Genomic DNA, 17,026 nt, shown 5'->3' on the forward strand with positions numbered 1-17,026 from the left:
CGAGCGGGCGCCCGGGGTCGGCATCGTGAGGGGGCTGCTCGGCGTGCGGGTCGGAGATGGACACGGAGCGACCTTCGCCCCCGGGTCGCCTGCCGTCAAGGGCCCCGAGGGCTCGACCATGCACGGGGTGGCGCGTACCTTCTCGCGCGATGCCGGAAGCCAGGTCCGACGAGGAGCTGATGCGCGCTTACTGCGGTGGCGACCGTGCGGCGTTCGACGAGCTCTTCCAGCGCTACGCTGGGCTGCTGCTGCGCGTGGCGCGCCGTCAGCTCGAGACCGAGGACCAGGCGCGCGACGTGGTGCAGGAGACCTTCGTGCGGCTGCACGCGGCCCGGCACGACTTCCGGCAAGACGCGCGCTTGCGGCCCTGGGTGATGACCATCGCCATGAACCTGGTGCGTGAGCACTGGCGCCGCACCAAGCGCCGCAAGACCTCGCTGGACGACACGCTCGATGCGCGCCCGGGGCCCGTGGCCGAGCGCGAGCCGCTCGAGACGCGCCAGCGGGCCGACCTGCTGCGGCGAGCCCTCGGCCAGCTGCCGGCCTCGCAGCGGGAGGTGGTAGAGCTGCACTGGCTGCAGGAGCGGCCCTTCGCCGAGGTGGCCGAGATCGTGGGAACCAGCGAGGGCGCCGTAAGAGTTCGGGCCCATCGCGCATACAAGACCCTGAAGGAGCTCCTCGAGCCGGAGCTTGGCCATGACTGAAACGGACATCCAGCACCCGGAAGACGACGCGGACCTCCGCCGCTGGCTCGCGGCCGCCGAGGCCGAAGTGCCCCGCGACGTGGCCCCCGAGGACCTGTCGGCGCTGGCGGCGCGCGTGCGTGCGGGCATCACGGAAGAAGACGCTCGGCCCCTCGCGGGCGTACGCCAGCGGCCGGCGTGGCAGCGCAACCTGCTGGGCGTGGTGTCGCTGGTGCTGCTGGTGGGGAGCACCTTCGCGGCCTTCCCGCGGACCGACGTGGCTCACTATCCGCTCGGGCGCCTCTCCCTGGAGCTGGGGGCGTTCGTGGCCGCGTTCGCGCTGTGCCTGGCCGTGGCCACGCGCGGCGCGCACCTCCCGGAGCTGCCGCGTCGCTGGACGTATGGGCTCGCTGTGCTCGCCGTCCTGGTGGTGGCGGCGGTGGGGCTCTTGCCGCCGGCGCACCTACACGACCCGTATGTCTCCCGAGGCCTCGGCGAGCTCTTCAGCCACTGCGGGCTCGTGGGGGTGGTCCTGGCGCTTCCGGTCTATGCGCTCATCCGCCTGGTGGATCGCGGCAGCTCGCTCGGCGCGCTGGCGGCGGCCTCGGCGGCGGGGCTGGCCGCAAACACCCTGCTCCAGGCGCACTGCCCGGTGGTCGACCGAGCGCACATGCTGCTGGGGCACGCCATGGTGGGGGTCTGGCTGCTGCTCGGCCTGCTGTTCGTCAGGGCTATCGAACGCGGTCGCGGTCTCTGATACGCTCGCCCCGTGATTGACCACGGCGGTTTTGGGTGGACGCTGCGTCTCGCGGTGTTGTCATTGATGTTGGGGACCAGCGGCGCAGCGCATGCGGACGAGGTGCCCGTCGATCAGGTGGTCGCGCCTCCAGAGGAAGCGCCCGCACCCACCGCGTCGGACACCGCCCTCGCCGAAGCCCGCGAGCGCATCGGCACGGGTGAGCAGTTGTTCGAGATGGGCAACTTCAACGCCGCGCTCGCCGAGTTCGAGCGCGCGGGCACCCTGCTAGAGGGCCACCCCATGCACTACCTGGTGCTCTACAACATCGGCCAGTGCTACGAGCAGCTGTTCCAGTACGGGCGCGCCATGTCGTACTACCAGCGCTACCTGGACGAGGGCGGCGCCGATGCGGAAGACGCCGGCGAGGTGCGCGGCAAGATCCAGGTGCTGCGCAGCCTGCTCGGGACCATCACGGTCACCGTCAACACCGAGCACTTCGTGGTTTGGATCGACGGGCAGCGCGTGGGCGAAGACGAGACCGAGTTCATGGTGCCCGGCGGCACGCACCAGGTGGAGGTGCGCGCCACGGGCTTCGAGGTGGAGCGCCAAGAGGTGCAGCTCCCTGCCCGCGAGGCGCGCGCGCTCACGTTCGAGCTGGCAGCGCTGGCCGAGGAGTACGAGGGCACCAGCCCCGTGCTCTTCTACGGCAGCGTGGGAGTCGCAGGGGCCGCCCTGGTCGGCGGGGTGGCGCTCGGCATCGTCGCGCGCGCCGCCCGCAACCGGGTGGACGCCGCCAACGCGGCCGGCGGGGCACAGGCCATCACCATCGCCACGCAGGCCGAGCGCGACCGCATCCGCGGCCTGTCCATCGGCGCCGACGTGCTCTTCGGCACGGCGCTGCTGTTCGGCGCCACGGCGCTCATCCTGGGGTTCACCACCAACTTCGGGGGTGATGACGATGACGAGGAAGAGGCAGCGTCGGCCTCCCGGCCACGGCTCTACTTCGACGGGACCGTGGCGCGCGGCGGCTTCGACCTGCGCCTCGGGGGGTCGTTCTGATGCGCACGCTCCACTTCATGCGCAGCCTCTCGCTCACCGCCCTGCTCGGCAGCAGCCTGCTAGGGGGCTGCACCCTGACGAAGCTGTGGGACTTCCCACTCGGCGAGTGCGAGGTCAGCGAGGACTGCTTGGTGCTCACCGACGAAGACCAACCGAACAGCTGTCAGCAATACGTCTGCCAGCTCGACGTCGACGAAGCCCGGCGCGAGTGCGTGCTCGTCACGGACTCCGAGATCTGTGACGGCGCCGACAACGACTGCGACGGCGTGGTGGACGAGCGCGCGGAGGGCATCCCCGTGGTGGGGCAGACCAGCAGCATCGTGCGCGACGGCCGCGCCACCGAGGTGACCACGGCCCCAGGGGCCCCGGAGATCGTCGTGTGGAACACGGGCACCGAACAGCTCTTCGGGCGCGTGGAGAGTCCGAGCAGCACGGGCGCTGGCGTCCTCTCGGGGGCCGTCCCCACGTACCAGACGCACACCGGTGAGACCCTGGTCAGCACCCAGCTCACGAACGCCGGCATGGGCGCGCGCTGCTTCCGCGGAGACCCGACGGCTGCCGTGAACCAGTGTGCAGGCTCCCGCGTGGCGGTTGCCAACGCGGGCGAGGCCGTGGTCTATGCGCAGGTGTCCACCCTGGGCTGCGCGGCCGGGCAGCTGCGCCTCGGCGTGGCCAGCCCAGAGTCTCCCGAGGCCGTCGTGGCCATCGGGCCCGCGCGCCGCTCCAACGCGTACCTCGGCATCCAGCCCGTGGCCACGTCGGCCTTCTGCTCCATGAACACCACCCAGGCCTGCGCCGACGCCATCGCGGGCATCTCGGGCACGGTGGTCACGGCCTGCGGGCTCACGCAGCCGGCCATCGCCATGAACGGCCCCATCGGCGCCCTGGCGTTCCTCTCGGCGCCGGCCACGCGCTCCGTGTGCGGCGCTCCCGATGCTGTCGATGTGGAGCTGCTGGGCGTCATCGCGCGCACGGGCGGTGCGGTGCCCGACCGCGTGGAAGTCACGGGCGAGGGGCAACCCGAGACGCTCGGGACCACGCGCTCCGGCTCTCCTCCCGCGGTCATCGCGCTGGGCGAGGGCTTCCTGGTGGCCTTCCCGGACGCCGCGGGCGACATCGCCGTGTACTACGTGCCGGCCCAGGTCGCGCCGCCCACCAACACCGGCGCCTACACGTCCGGCACGCTGGACTCGCGCACCGGCATCGAGATCCCCGCGCTCGCGGGCGTCACCCTGGTGGGCACGGTCACCACCGGCGACGCGGCCGCCAACGACGTGGCCCTCGCGGTCTCGCCGGTGACGGGCACCGAGACCGAGGCGCTGGTGGGCGTCACCTGGCTCTCCGCCTGCGGCGCGGAAGGGCGCGTACGCTTCGCGCGGCTCACGCTGGGCCTCGACGCGGGCAGCGAGCCCAACGCGTTCACCATGGACCCCATCAAGTCGCTGGACGGCCCCGGGCTTTTCCGGGCGCCACGCATCGCCTACGCCTCGCGCGGCTTCCTGGCCCCGGACGCACAGCGCGGCGGCGTGGACGTGGATGGCGAGACGGGCGGTTGGTACATCGTCTGGGGCGGCGCCGACAGCGCCTCCGCTCCCATGACCTCGTCCACGCGCGACACGGCGGGCACGCTCTACATCGACCGCGTCGCAGCGTTCGACGGTGAGGCAGTCGACGGCGGCGGCGTGATCACCGCTTCAGCGACGGGCGTCAACGACTACGACCTGGCCACGCGCGTGGAAGACGTGGCGGGCGTGGGCCCCCTCGAGCGGGTGTTCGTGCGGGCCGCGACGGAGAGCGCGCTCCTGGGCGTGCCGCTCACCTGCCACTGAGTCCGCTGGCCAGACCTGACCCCAAGCGAATGGAGGTGACCGTTGGCCCCCGCAAAGCCAAAGCGTAGGACCCCCACGCTTGCCAAGCGCTCCCCGCGCTCTCCAGCCAAAGTTGTCCAGCGGGTGGTGGCCATCCTCGAGAGCGCGCAGGCCCGCGTGGCCCGCAGCGTGAACTCGACCCACGTGGTGGCGAACTGGCTGGTGGGGCGTGAAATTGTCGAAGGAGAGCAGGCCGGCGCACGCAAGGGCGAATACGGGGAACGCCTGATCGAGACTCTCTCCGAGGCCTTGAGCGTGCGCTTCGGGCGCGGCTACTCGGCCACCAACCTGCGTTGGTTTCGGCAGTTCTACCTCGAGTACCCCATGTTGCTCTCGACTCATCACGCGCTGGGTGATGAGTTCCCCTTGCCTGGGACCCCGGTTGCCAGCTCGATTCATCACGCAGCGAGTGATGAATCGCCATCGGCGGTCGGCGCGCTGAACCTCGACTTGTCATGGACGCACTATCGCCTGTTGCTCAAAGTCGACCGTGCACCGGCTCGCAGTTTCTACGAGCTGGAGGAGTGGAGTCCCTCGTGGACAGAAGGCCTCCGCGTTGCGAACGCATGTCCGCACGTGTTCGCGACGCAGGCCTGGCGGGGGGCGGGGCTGTCCACTCCAGACCCTGGCGTTCCGTTCATCTGTCACTGAGCGGAGCGCGGGCAGAGAACCGTGGGTCGGTCGGTGGCGGCCGGCGAAGCTCCGCTCGGTTGCTCGTCTTCGACGGTGCTTAGCGCCGCCGTGGCCCCCGCGGTTCCTGCCGCGCAGCCTCCATCCGCCGCCGCTCCCTCGCCTCCTCGGCCCGCTTCACTCGCGCCTCGTGCTCTTCCAGCCGCCCCAGCCCCACGCGCGCCGTCTCGCGGATGATCTCGCGCAGCGCTTCATCCGGCACGAACTCGAGCGCCAGCTGCAGCTCCGGGGTCAGCGCCGCGCGCCTCGGCGGCGGCACCGGAACCGGCCGCTCCAGGCTCGGAATGCGCGCCACCTCCGGCAGCGGCCCCACGCGGAACCGCACGTCCTTCACGTTCAGCTGAGGCGCCTTGGCGCGCAACTGACGCAGCAGGTCTTCCTTCAGGAAGCTGAGCTCTTGCGCCCACACGGGGCTGGTCACGTGCACCTGCAGCGTGCCCCGCTGAAAGCGCACGGGCTGGGCGTTCAGTGCCACGCGCGGGGGCACGGCGTCGTTCCAGCCGCCGAACACCAGTGCCTCGTCGAACTGCTCTTTGCCCGGGTAGACCTCGCGCAGGGCGGTGCCCAGCATGGCCAGGCCACCCACCCGGCGCTTCCGCTTGCGCGTGATGCGTCGGGGCGGGAGCAGTCCGTTGCCGGGTGGGGGCGGCTGCGTCATGCGATCCGCTCTAGAGCGAGGCCCGGTAGAGCGCGAGCATGTCCTCTTCGGTGCATGGGCGCGGGTTGCTGGCGTGGCAGCCGTCCGCGAACGCCAGCTTGGCCAGGCGCGGCAGGCCGGCCTCGGCGACGTCGGCGGCGTCGAGGCCGTCGGGCAGGCCAATCTTCTTGCGCAGCGCGCGCACGGCGCCGGCGCACTCGAAGGCCAGCGTCTCTTTGTCTTCGCCGCGGGCGCCCAGCAGGCCAGCCAGGCGCGCGATCTTCAGCGGCACGGCGCCGCGGTTGAAGTCCAGCACGGCGGGCAGGCACAGCGCGTTGGCGAGGCCGTGGTGCATGCCGTTCTCGGCCGAAAGCGGGTGCGCCAGCGAGTGGCACGCGCCGAGGCCCTTCTGGAACGCCACGGCGCCCATCATGGCGGCCTTCAGCATGGCCCCGCGCGCGGCGAGGTCGTTGCCGTCGTGCACGGCGGTGACCAGGTGCTTGGCGATGAGCGACACGCCCTCGAGCGCGATGGCGTCGGCCATGGGGTGGTCGCCGAGCGCGCAGTAGGCCTCGATGCAGTGCGTGAGCGCGTCCATGCCCGTGGCCGCCGTGGTGCGGGGGGGCAGGGCCACCGTGAGCAGGGGGTCCAGGATGGCCACGTTGGGGATGAGCGACGGCGCGAAGATGACCGTCTTGCGGTTGGTGGCCTGAATGGTGAGCACGCCGCTGCGGCCCACCTCGCTGCCGGTGCCCGCCGTGGTGGGGATGGCGATCATGGCGGGCAGCGGGTTCACGATGTGCTCGCCGCCGTTGACCGCGTCGTCGTAGATGGCGAGCGGCAGCGGGTGCGTGACGGCCACGCGCACCAGCTTGGCCACGTCGAGCGGGCTGCCGCCGCCGAGCCCGATGATCATGTCGCAGCCGGCCGAGCGATAGGCCTCCGCCGCGCTGAGCACCTCGGACTCGAGCGGGTTGGACGAGATGCCGCTGTAGACGGAGTGGGCGATGCCCACGGCGCCCAGGCGGGTGGCCACCGTCTCCACCATGCCGGCGGCGACGACGCCCTCGTCGCTCACGATGAAGGCGCGCTTGGCGCCGAGGCGCGCGGCCTCGGGACCGACTCGCTCGACCGCTCCGGCACCGAAGAGGACACGCGTGGGGAAGCTCCAGACGGAGATCATGACGGCCGTTTTACTCCTTGTGGACGATGCGCGCCATGAGGGACGCGAGGGCCTCCTGGGGACCGAGGGCGCCGCCCACCAGCGCGGCGATCGCGGCGAGGATGGGAGTGTCGAGTCCGGCCTCTTCGGCGAAGTGCGCGATGCGGGGCGCCAGCAACACGCCCTCCACGTGGCCACCCAGCTCGGAGAGCGCGCCGGCCACGCCGTGGCCCTGAGCCAGGCGCTGACCGAGGCCCAGCTCCACGCGGTCGTCGCCGGCCACGCAGGCCACCAGGTCGCCGAAGCCCGCCAACCCCGCGAAGGTGCTGGCTTCTGCGCCCACCTCGAGCCCCACGCGCGTGGCCTCGGCCATGCCGCGTGTGCACAGCAGCGCGAGGGCGCCGGGGCCCACGCCCAGCCCGCGCGCCACGCCCACGGCGATGGCCAGCACGCCCACGCAGGCGCTGGCGATCTCCACGCCCAGCAGGTCGTCCGTGTCGTACAGGCGCATGCTCGGCCCACCCAGCGCGGCGCGGACCGCGTCGGCCACCTCGGGGAAGGGGGTTCCGATGATGGCGCCGCCCGGCTTGGTGGTGGCCAGCGACTCGGGCACCAGCGGCCCGGCCAGCGCGCCCACCCGGCGGCAGGCGGTGAGGGTGCGCAGGGTCTCGCTCAGGGTCACCAGCGTGAGCGCCCCGGTGCCCGCGCCGTCGCCGGTGGCCAGCCCGCGGCTCACGTGCACCAGCATGTGGCGCCCATCGAGGTGCTGGTCGAGGCTGCGCGCCACGTCGTCCACGTAGGGGCTCGGCACGGCCAGGAAGAGCAACTCGGCGTCGCGCAGGTCAGCGAGATCCGAGGTGGCGTACACCGTGCCCTCGACCTCGGCGTCCACCAGCGCGTTGCCCGAGCGAGAGTAGTGCAGGACGGCGCCCGCAGAGCGCGCCACGGCGGTGGCCAGCGAGCGGCCGAACTCGCCGCCGCCCACCACGGCGACGCCCACGTCGCGGCTGGCCCGGGCTTCGTGCGGTGCGCGCTTCATCGGTGCGCTCCAATGCGCGCGATCTCGTGGGCCGCGCGCTGCGTGGGGGCGTCCAGGTCCTTCGCCACCTGCGTGGCGAACGGCACCAACCTGTTCTGGTAGTAGATGAGCAGCGTGGGGTCCTCGGCGCTCACGTAGCTGCCCACCTCGCGCGCGGCGATGCGCTTGTGGTAGCCGAGCCACACGCTGAGCGCGCGCTCGACCAGCGTCTCCGGGTCCGCCGTGCGTACCAGGTTGCTCACGCGCACCTGGCCCCGCCGCTCGAGCTCCACCAGCGCATCACGCAGCTGCCCCACCTCGCGCCGCAGCGCGCCCCGCTCGATGGTGATGTCGCCGCGCAGGCGCAGCCGCGAGAAGAGGTCTACCGAAGGCGTCTCGCGCACCAGGTGCCGGAACAGCGCGTGCGCCACCACGTTGGTGGTCATGAGCACCGTGTCCGACAGGAAGCGCGCGGACAGCACGTCGCCCAGCTCGCGCGTGTAGGCCTGGTCGCGCGCCACGTCGAGCGTGGGCTCGCCGCCGCGCAGCACGTAGCTGCCCGGGTCGATGACGCGCCCGCTGGGCGTGAGCGAGCGTCCGTCGGCGTCCACCGGGTTGCCATAAGGGTCCACCGGTGCGCCGAAGCGGATGACACACGCGGCCCGCTGGTCGCGCATGCGGCGGAAGAAGTCGTACCAGCGCTCGATGCGCGAGAACTCGTCGTCCGTGATGATGTAGCGCGCCTGGCCCTCTTCCTTGAGCCAGTCCTCCACCAGCGTCTCGGCCTCCAGCACCAGCGCGTAGTTGATGGTGGTGGGCACGATGTAGACGCGCCGCTCGAGCCCCTGCACCTGGTTGCGCGAGAAGGCCTCCACGGCCGAGCCCAAGAGGCCCAGCTTGAGGCGCTGCTCGATGAGCCCCGAGCGCGAGCGCGTGCCACCCGGGAAGAACAACGAGTGGTAGCCGCGCTCCACCATGACCGACGCGTAGGCCTTGAGGACGTCTTTGTAGAGGCGCGCGCGGATGCGGCGGTCCACCCGGTATGCGCCCAGGTTGTGCATGCCGAAGGCGATGATGGGGTTGGTGAAGAGGTTCTTGCCCGCGCCGTAGACCACCGGCGAGAGGCCCTTCCGCTCGAGCGCCTGCGCCAGCACCATGGAGTCCAGGTTGGACGAGTGCGTGGGTACGTACACCAGGGTGCCGTGCTCCTGCAGGCGCCGCAGGTGGGCCACGTCGCCCTCCACCGTGAGCAGCTCGTCGATGGCGCTGCTGCCGGACGCGAGGTCCTTGGGCACGCGCGAGGGCTGCATGATGGCGCTCAGCATCTTGGGCCCCGCGGCGGTGGCCATCTCGAACACGCGCGGGTCGAAGTTGCCGGCCACGTCGCGCGCCATGCGCTCGGCCACGGTGCCCAGCGTGCGCTGCTTCTCCACGTCGCTCATGCGCGCGATGCTGCGGCTGACGCCCTTCCAGAAGCCCAGCGACTCGTGGGTCTCCTCGTCGCGCTGCGAGGTGAGGCGGCGCACCTCGTGCAGCGCGGCGTCGTTCAGCATGAGCTCCACGGCGCGGGCGCTCGCCCCGTGCACGCCACCCACGCGCTCCACCACCTCGCGCACGATGTCGTCGCGCTCGCTGTTGAACCAGTAGATGGCCGGCGCGTCGGGCGCGGGCACGTAGGCCCGGAAGCGGGGCAGCCGGAGGGGGCGTTCGGAGAAGCGGCGACCGAGTGCCATGTCAGACCGCCTCGAAGTAACGGCGCAGCTCCCACTGGCTGACGGCCTTGCGGTACTCGCGGGCTTCCCAGTCGCGCGTGCGCACGTAGTGGTCCACGAACGCCTCGCCCAGGATCTGCTTGGCGCGCTCGCTGCCACGCAGCGCATCCACCGCGTGCTCCAGCGTGGGCGGCACCGGCCGGCCCTGGCTGCTGGCGTCGCCGCGCGTCTCGGGCGGCAGCGTGAGGCCCTGCTCGATGCCGTGCAGGCCCGCGCCCAGCGACGTGGCCATGGCGATGTACGGGTTGATGTCCGCGCCGGTCTGGCGCAGCTCGAGGCGCGTGGCCGACACGCTGCCGGCAGCCCCGCCGCCGCCGATGACGCGCACCATGCTAGTGCGGTTCTCGAAGCCCCAGCCCGCGGTCATGGGCGCCCACACGCCGGGCACGTAGCGCTTGTAGCTGTTCACGAAGGGCGCATACAGCGCGGTCAGCTCGGGCCCCGTGTCCACCACGCCAGCGAGGTACTGCTGCGCCAGCGTGCTCAGCCCGTAGAGGCCCTTCGGGTCACCGAACAGGTTGGTCTCCCCGGTGGAGTCCCACAGCGACTGGTGCAGGTGCCCGCTCGAGCCGGGCAGCGCCGCGTTCCACTTGGCCATGAACGTGATGGCCAACCCGTGGCGCGCGGCCACGAGCTTGAGCGTGGTCTTCAGCAGCGCGGCCTTGTCGGCGGCGGGCAGCGCGTCGTCATAGGGAATGCACGCCTCCCACACGCCGGGGCCCGTCTCGGTGTGCAGGCCCTCGAGCGGGATGCCGTACGCCGCGAGCGTGTCCAGCATGTCGTGCACGAACTCGGCGTGCTGGCCCGCGCGCACCAGCGAGTAGCCGAACATGCCCGGGCTGAGCGGGTCGAGCCCGGCATAGCTCTTCTGCTCGAGCGTCTGCGGCGTCTCGCGGAACACCCAGAACTCGAACTCGGCGCCGAACTTGGGGCGGTAGCCGCTGGCCTCGGCGCGCGCGATCAAACGCTTCAGCAGGTTGCGCGGGCAGGCTGGGTGCGGCTTCCCGTCGGGCGTGTAGAAGTCCACCAGGAAGTGCGCCGTGTCCGGCTCTTGGGGCAGCACGCGCAGGGTGCTCGGGTCCACGCGCGCGAGCGCGTCCGGGTAGCCGCTGTGCCAGCCAGTGACCGTGGCGTTGTCGTACAGCGCGTCGGTGATGTCCCAGCCGAAGATCACGTCGCAGAAGCCGAAGCCCTTGCCGAGCGCCCCGGGCAGCTTGTCCGGGTGGATGAACTTGCCGCGCAGGAGGCCGTCGACGTCGAACCCGCCGACCTTCACCTTGCGGAGGCCGCGCTGTGCGAGGGACTCGAGGAGGTCTGTCGTCACGGTCGTGAGGGTAACACCAGGATCGCGTCGGTCGGAGAATGAAATCCCGTCAACGCGAAAGCGAAGAGGCCCACCAACCGGCGGGCCTCTTCGTCACATCGCTCGCGTCGGCGTCAGACCGCGGCCGCCTCGGAGCTCATGCCACTCATGGAGGCAGACTCGGACGAAGACCCACCGGAGTGCGCCGAGATCGACCCCATGTCGTAGGCGTGCATCCCGTGCTCGCCGATGTCGAGGCCCTCGATCTCCTCTTCCTCGCTGACCCGCAGGCCCATCGTCTTCTTGATGATGCCGAAGATGAGGAACGAGCAGACCACGGTGAACGCGCCATAGGCGGCCACGCCGGTCAGCTGCGCGGTGAAGGACTTGCCCTCGCCGAAGATGCCGACCGCCAGGGTGCCCCACACGCCACACACCAAGTGGACGCTGGTGGCGCCGACCGGGTCGTCGAGCTTGATCTTGTCGAAGAAGAGCACGGCCCCGACCACCAGGCAGCCGGCGATGAAGCCGATGATCAAGGCCTCCATCGGCGTGATGACGTCTGCGCCCGCGGTGATGCCCACCAGGCCCGCGAGGATGCCGTTGAGCAGCATGGAGAGGTCGGGCTTCTTCGAGACGAACATGTAGGCGACGAGCGCGCCCATGCCGCCCGAGGCAGCCCCGAGCGAGGTGGTGACCAGGACGAACGAGGTCATCGCCGGATCCGCCGAGAGCACCGAGCCGCCGTTGAAGCCGAACCAGCCCATCCAGAGCACCAGCGCGCCGATGGTCGCGAGCGGCATGCTACCGCCGGGGATCGGCATCACGCTGCCGTCCTTGGCGTACTTGCCGATGCGGGGCCCGAGCAAGAACACGGCCACGAGGGCTCCCCAGCCACCCACCGAGTGCACCAGCGTGGAGCCAGCGAAGTCGTGGAAGCCCATGTCGTGGAGCCAACCGTAGCCCCACTTCCACGAGCCCGCGATGGGGTACACGAACGCCACGAAGAGGGTGGCGGCGAGCATGAAGCTCGTCAGCTTCACGCGCTCGGCCACGGCACCCGAGATGATCGTGGCGCAGGTGGCGGCGAACATCCCCTGGAAGAGGAAGTCGGTCCAGTAGGTGTATCCACCCGCGGCGTACGCGGCGGTCACGCCGTTCTCGGGCAGCGTCAGGCCGAACCCCGAGAACCCGAGGAACTCCCCGGGCATCACCCAGGCGGCGCCGGGGTACATCAGGTTGAAGCCGACGACGTAGTAGGTGAGGAGGCCCATGCAGACGATGAACGTGTTCTTGAACAGCACGTTGACCGTGTTCTTCGAGCGTGTGAGGCCCGTCTCCAGGGTCGCGAAGCCCAAGTGCATCATGAACACGAGCGCCGTGCAGACCATCATCCACACGTTGTTGGCAGTGAAGACGCCAGGGTCCACGTCATCTGCGAGAGCGATGCTGGGGGTCGCGAGGAGTGCCCCCGCCAATAGCCATGGTGAGATTCGTTTCATGCGCTTCTCCGGGTTCGACAGACCTATGAGTTTCAGAGGCGCTCCATCGGACGCTCTCCGTTCGTACTCAGGGACTCTGTCGGGCCGATGTTTCGAGGCCGTTTCGTGGTCGAAACAAAGGAGGCGCGCAGCGAACGACGGCAGATCAGCGGCGCGATGTGGTGGCGGCGAGCGCGGACACCAGCTCGGTGACGGCAGCCACGGCCGCGTCGGGAGACGCCGCCGACTCGATGGCGCGCACCACCGCGCTGCCCACCACCACGCCGCCCACGTGCGCAGCCACCACGCGCACGTCGTCGGGCGTGCTGACACCGAAGCCCAGCGCGATGGGCTTGCCGATCTGCTTCGCCAGGTCTCCCGCGCGCGCGGAGGCTGCCTGGAGGTCGATGCCCACGGCGCCGGTCACCCCGGTCATGGACACGTAGTAGATGAAGCTCGTGGCCGTGTCGGCGGCCAAGCGCACGCGCTCTTCGTGGCTGGTGGGCGCGATGAGCGGCACCAGGTCCATGCCGCGCGCGACGGCGGCGTCTCGCAGCGGGCCGGCTTCCTCGGGCGGCAGGTCCACCACCAGGAAGCCGTCGGCGCCCGCGTCGGCCGCGTCGTTGGCGAGCTTCACCTCGCCGTACGACAGCACCGGGTTGTAGTAGCCGAACAGCAGCACGGGCACCTGGTGCGTCTTGCGCACCTCGCGCACCACGTCGATGGCGCCGCGCATGGTGGTGCCCTTCGCGAGCGCGCGCTCGCTGGCCTTCTGGATGGTGGGGCCGTCGGCGGTGGGGTCGCTGAACGGCATGCCCAGCTCGATGACGTCGGCGCCCGCGTCGGCGGCCGCGCACACCAGGCGCACGGTGGTGGCGAGGTCGGGGTCACCCGCGCAGAGGTAGATGACGAGGGCGGCGCGCTGCTCTTGCTGAGCGCGCTCGAAGGCTTGTTGGATGCGTCCCATGGGCGGCGTGTCTCTCGGCTCAGTGCGTGGTGGGGTGGCGCAGGGCGAGCTGCTCCTGGACGTTGTCGAGGTCCTTGTCGCCGCGCCCCGAGAGGCACACCACCACGGTGGCGCCCTCCGGCAGACCATCGCGTGTGCGCAGCATGGGCAGGTACGCGAGCGCGTGGCTCGACTCGAGCGCGGGGATGATGCCCTCGGTGCGGCACAGCTGCTGGAACGCCGCCAGCGCCTCGTCGTCCGTGACGGCGCCGTAGGTGGCGCGGCCCGTGTCCTTCAGCCAGCTGTGCTCTGGACCCACGCCCGGGTAGTCGAGGCCGGCGCTCACGGAGTGCGCCTCGATGATCTGGCCCGCGTCGTCTTGAAGCAGGTAGCTCTTGGCGCCGTGCAGCACGCCCACGCGCCCCGCGTTGAGCGGCGCGGCGTGCCGGCTGGTGTCGAGACCGTCACCGGCGGCCTCCACGCCAATCAGCCGCACGTCGGCGTCGTCCATGAAGCCTGCGAAGAGGCCAATGGCGTTGCTGCCGCCGCCCACGCACGCCACGGCAGCGGCGGGGAGCTTGCCGGTGCGCTCCAGGATCTGCACGCGCGCCTCACGCCCGATGACGGACTGGAAGTCGCGCACGATGGTGGGGTAGGGCGCCGGACCGGCCGCCGAGCCCACGCAGTAATATGTGGTGGCCACGTTGGTGACCCAGTCGCGCAGCGCCTCGTTCATGGCGTCCTTCAGCGTGGACGAGCCCGAGTGCACGGGGTGCACCTCCGCGCCCAGCAGCTCCATGCGCTTCACGTTGGGGGCCTGACGCCGCACGTCCTCGGCGCCCATGAAGACCACGCAGGGCAGCCCCATGAGCGCGCACGCGGTGGCGGTGGCCACGCCGTGCTGGCCCGCGCCCGTCTCGGCGATGATGCGCGTCTTGCCCATGCGCTTGGCGAGCAGCACCTGCCCGAGCGTGTTGTTCACCTTGTGCGCGCCCGTGTGGCACAGGTCCTCGCGCTTGAGCCACACGTCGAGGCCCACCTCGGCGCTCAGCCGGCGCGCCTGGTACAGCGGCGTCTCGCGGCCCACGTAGTGCGTGAGCAGCTCGTCGAGCTCCGCCTGGAACGAGGGGTCGCGGCCGATGGCGGCGTAGGCCTGGGCCAGCTCCTCGAGCGCCGGCATGAGCGTCTCGGCAACGAAGCGGCCGCCATAGGGCCCAAAATATCCGGGGCGGGAGGTCGTGGTGGGCATCGAAGGAGAGGTAGCGCGCTTCGGGCGCCAGGGAAAGCGCTCTGGCTGACGTGCATGTCTCGCGACACGGGAGTATTCTGTTGTGACTAACTCTTGCGTCGAAGAATGGCCTGAAATGTAGGTGAATTGGCCTCGTGTCGGAGTTTGTGTGGGCGTAACGTCGGGGGACCGTGCGAGGGCCTCCACCGGGAGCAAGCCATGTCCGAAGAACAGCGATATGAGATCCGTGCTCGCCTGATGGCCGCACGCTCGTTCCACCCGGGACCCTGGCGCGTGATTGGAGGCACGCTGGTGGACGGCGAGGGCATGCCGGTGGACTTCGATGTTCCGGCCATGCGCGACTTCTTTCGCCACCTGTTGGAAGACATGGAGTCCATGACCGAAGGGGCGCGGCGCCGCAGCGTCACGCGCGATCTGCGGCCCAGCAGCCCCGGCCTGCGGCTGCCCCACGCTGGTGAGTCCACCGACGAGCACGTCGCCGTCCGCGAGAGCGTCTACCCGGGAAAGATGCCTTTGCGCTGACCCGCGCCCTCGCGCTGACCCGCGGGACGGGGCTCAGCCGTCGGCGGCCTGCGCCTCGCCCACCGGGCGCCGCAGCTCCACCGTCAGGTGCTTGAACTCGAAGCGCGCCAGCCGCTCGCGGTAGTGCAGCACGTCGTGTTCGGCGGCCTCCAGCGTGACCACGCAGGCCAGCGCACCGCCGCCCAGCGGCCAGACGTGCAGGTCGATCACGCGCGCCCCGTCATGCTGCGTGAGCGTGGCGCGCAGGTCGTCTTCCACGGCCAGCGACGGGTTCACGTCCAGCAGCTCGGCCGCGGCGTGGCGCGCGAGGCCTAGGCCCCACTTGAGGATGACGAGCCCGCCGATGATCCCCGAGACCGCGTCGAGCCAGTCCCAGCGCAGGTAGCGTCCTGCCAGCAGCGCGCCGATGGCCAGGGCGCTGGTGAGCGCGTCCGCGATGACGTGCAGCAGGGCGGCCTGGTGGTTGTGGTCCTCTCCGTGGCCATGCCCGTGACCGTGTCCGTGGTCGTCATGGTCGTGGTGCGGCTCTTCTGCTTCGCGCTCGTCGTTGACGTGCAGCAACGCCACGCTGGCCAGGTTCACCACAAGCCCCACCACAGCGACCGGCAGCGAGACCTCGAAGTCGATGGTCAGGGGGGTCATGAGCCGCTGCACCGACTCGACCATCATGGCCACGGCCACCAGCCCGAGCGCCAGGGCGCTGGTGTACCCCGCGATGGCCTGCACCTTGCCGGTGCCGAACGCGAACGCGCGGTGGGCTGCGAAGCGACGGGAGAACACGTAGGCGGCCCCCGAGAGGCCCAGCGCGCCGACGTGCGTGGCCATGTGCCAGCCGTCCGCCAGGAGCGCCATGGAGTTGGTGGCGTAGCCGACCACGATCTCCACCACCATCATCAGGGCCGTCAGCAGCACCACCCACCACACGCCGCGCTCCCTCTTTCCGGGAGGGAGCGGCTTACGCATGGCGGCGTCTTCAGAGGTGAACTCGGTGCTCGACATCGACGGCTGCATTGTGATGCGTCTGGCCCGAATGGCGAGCCGCGGGAACGCCTTGACTCGATGTGCTGGCGCGCCACCCTCCGCGCCCAGGGAGGGAGGGGCCGCCCGGGGCCCTTCATCTCAACTGTCGGCGGAGCATCTGCCACGAAGGCGTTCGCCGCACGGCGAACAGGCGCGGCGGGCGGCGGTCCGGCCTGATCCTGGCTAGGTCAGGCTTGGTGCAGCATGCGCCTACATCGAGGTGTTCCGCGCCTCGTCCGCGTGGCGCACCGCCTGTACGAACGCCTGGACCTTCTCCGCGTCCTTCACGCCAGGCGCCGACTCCACACCGCTGGCCACATCCACGCGGTAGGGCCGCACCAGCCGCACGCACTCGGCCACGTTGTCCGGCGTGAGCCCCCCGGCCAGCGTCAGCTTGCGCTCCAGCGCGGTCTGGGTGGCCAGCGCCCAGTCGAAGCGCGCGCCCGTGCCACCGGGCATGGCGCCGGGCACCCGCGCGTCCAGCAGGATGTGCTCCCCCGGGAAGCGGCGCACCTCGTCGAGAGGCGACACGTCCAGCACGCCGAGCGCCTTGTAGGCGTAGGGGAGCAGCGCGGCCACGTCCTCGGGGGGCTCTTCGCCGTGCAGCTGCACCCAGGCGATGCCCGTCTCGTTGCGCACCCGGCGCACGAAGTCGAGGCCCTGGTCCACGAACACGGCAACCACCTCGAGCCCTGCTGGAAGCTCGGCGAGGATGGCGCGAGCACGCGGAACGTCCACGCAGCGCGGGGTGCCCGGCCAGAAGTTGAGGCCCAGCGTGTCCACCCCAGCCGCCACGCAGGCGAGCGCGTCCTCCGGCGTCCGGACCCCGCAGACCTTGACTCGCGTCGTGTGCGCCATGCTGCCCCTTCATCTTGCA

At 70.9% G+C, this 17,026-nt stretch carries 16 protein-coding genes; 6 read left to right on the top strand and 10 right to left on the bottom strand.

Going from position 1 to position 17,026, the window contains the following annotated elements:
• Nucleotides 1–149 precede the first annotated feature (149 nt).
• The 5 genes from IPI43_16750 to IPI43_16770 all read left to right on the top strand — a co-directional run bounded on the left by IPI43_16750 (nucleotide 150) and on the right by IPI43_16770 (nucleotide 5,000).
• Nucleotides 150–704, top strand: coding sequence for an RNA polymerase sigma factor (locus tag IPI43_16750; GenBank protein MBK7775756.1), 555 nt, complete (start codon nucleotides 150–152; stop codon nucleotides 702–704).
• The gene (locus tag IPI43_16755; GenBank protein ID MBK7775757.1) at nucleotides 697–1,440 is read left to right on the top strand and encodes a hypothetical protein; all 744 of its coding nucleotides are present in this window, start codon (nucleotides 697–699) and stop codon (nucleotides 1,438–1,440) included. Before IPI43_16750 ends, IPI43_16755 begins: the two co-directional genes overlap by 8 nt.
• Nucleotides 1,441–1,506: 66 nt before the next feature.
• The gene (locus tag IPI43_16760) at nucleotides 1,507–2,481 is read left to right on the top strand and encodes a PEGA domain-containing protein (protein ID MBK7775758.1); all 975 of its coding nucleotides are present in this window, start codon (nucleotides 1,507–1,509) and stop codon (nucleotides 2,479–2,481) included.
• A complete protein-coding gene (locus IPI43_16765) occupies nucleotides 2,481–4,310 on the top strand; it encodes a putative metal-binding motif-containing protein (GenBank protein ID MBK7775759.1) in 1,830 nt (609 codons plus the stop codon). Before IPI43_16760 ends, IPI43_16765 begins: the two co-directional genes overlap by 1 nt.
• 126 nt (nucleotides 4,311–4,436) lie before the next feature.
• Entirely contained in the window at nucleotides 4,437–5,000 is a 564-nt protein-coding gene (locus tag IPI43_16770; GenBank protein MBK7775760.1) for a hypothetical protein, read from the top strand.
• A gap of 79 nt (nucleotides 5,001–5,079) precedes the next feature.
• On the opposite strand, the gene IPI43_16775 is transcribed toward IPI43_16770, so the two are convergent.
• The 8 genes from IPI43_16775 to trpB all read right to left on the bottom strand — a co-directional run bounded on the left by IPI43_16775 (nucleotide 5,080) and on the right by trpB (nucleotide 14,607).
• Nucleotides 5,080–5,697, bottom strand: coding sequence for a DUF721 domain-containing protein (locus IPI43_16775; protein MBK7775761.1), 618 nt, complete (start codon nucleotides 5,695–5,697; stop codon nucleotides 5,080–5,082).
• Between the two features lie 10 nt (nucleotides 5,698–5,707).
• On the bottom strand, nucleotides 5,708–6,859 hold the full coding sequence (locus IPI43_16780) for an iron-containing alcohol dehydrogenase (GenBank protein ID MBK7775762.1): 1,152 nt from the start codon (nucleotides 6,857–6,859) through the stop codon (nucleotides 5,708–5,710).
• A 10-nt stretch (nucleotides 6,860–6,869) separates the two neighbouring features.
• Nucleotides 6,870–7,877 carry an NAD(P)-binding domain-containing protein gene (locus tag IPI43_16785; protein MBK7775763.1) on the bottom strand — a complete coding sequence of 336 codons (1,008 nt, stop codon included), beginning with the start codon at nucleotides 7,875–7,877 and terminating at the stop codon, nucleotides 6,870–6,872.
• Nucleotides 7,874–9,589 carry a 1-acyl-sn-glycerol-3-phosphate acyltransferase gene (locus IPI43_16790; protein MBK7775764.1) on the bottom strand — a complete coding sequence of 572 codons (1,716 nt, stop codon included), beginning with the start codon at nucleotides 9,587–9,589 and terminating at the stop codon, nucleotides 7,874–7,876. The genes IPI43_16785 and IPI43_16790 overlap by 4 nt, the downstream gene beginning before the upstream one ends.
• Nucleotide 9,590: 1 nt before the next feature.
• Nucleotides 9,591–10,952 carry a glutamine synthetase gene (locus tag IPI43_16795; protein MBK7775765.1) on the bottom strand — a complete coding sequence of 454 codons (1,362 nt, stop codon included), beginning with the start codon at nucleotides 10,950–10,952 and terminating at the stop codon, nucleotides 9,591–9,593.
• A 113-nt stretch (nucleotides 10,953–11,065) separates the two neighbouring features.
• Nucleotides 11,066–12,433, bottom strand: a complete 1,368-nt coding sequence (gene amt / locus IPI43_16800) for an ammonium transporter (protein MBK7775766.1) — start codon at nucleotides 12,431–12,433, stop codon at nucleotides 11,066–11,068.
• A gap of 145 nt (nucleotides 12,434–12,578) precedes the next feature.
• Nucleotides 12,579–13,379, bottom strand: coding sequence for a tryptophan synthase subunit alpha (locus IPI43_16805; protein ID MBK7775767.1), 801 nt, complete (start codon nucleotides 13,377–13,379; stop codon nucleotides 12,579–12,581).
• 19 nt (nucleotides 13,380–13,398) lie between these two features.
• Complete coding sequence (gene trpB, locus IPI43_16810; GenBank protein MBK7775768.1) at nucleotides 13,399–14,607, bottom strand: tryptophan synthase subunit beta; 1,209 nt, start codon at nucleotides 14,605–14,607, stop codon at nucleotides 13,399–13,401.
• Between the two features lie 198 nt (nucleotides 14,608–14,805).
• Here trpB and IPI43_16815 point away from each other — a divergent pair, with 198 nt between their 5' ends.
• Complete coding sequence (locus tag IPI43_16815) at nucleotides 14,806–15,129, top strand: hypothetical protein (protein MBK7775769.1); 324 nt, start codon at nucleotides 14,806–14,808, stop codon at nucleotides 15,127–15,129.
• A 33-nt stretch (nucleotides 15,130–15,162) separates the two neighbouring features.
• On the opposite strand, the gene dmeF is transcribed toward IPI43_16815, so the two are convergent.
• Together dmeF and IPI43_16825 are read right to left on the bottom strand one after the other, a co-directional pair.
• The gene (dmeF, locus tag IPI43_16820) at nucleotides 15,163–16,092 is read right to left on the bottom strand and encodes a CDF family Co(II)/Ni(II) efflux transporter DmeF (protein MBK7775770.1); all 930 of its coding nucleotides are present in this window, start codon (nucleotides 16,090–16,092) and stop codon (nucleotides 15,163–15,165) included.
• Between the two features lie 267 nt (nucleotides 16,093–16,359).
• Entirely contained in the window at nucleotides 16,360–17,007 is a 648-nt protein-coding gene (locus IPI43_16825; GenBank protein ID MBK7775771.1) for a phosphoribosylanthranilate isomerase, read from the bottom strand.
• Between the last annotated feature and the right edge of the window lie 19 nt (nucleotides 17,008–17,026).

Source organism: Sandaracinaceae bacterium, from assembly GCA_016706685.1.
Lineage (GTDB): Bacteria > Myxococcota_A > Polyangia > Polyangiales > Houyiibacteriaceae > JADJJE01.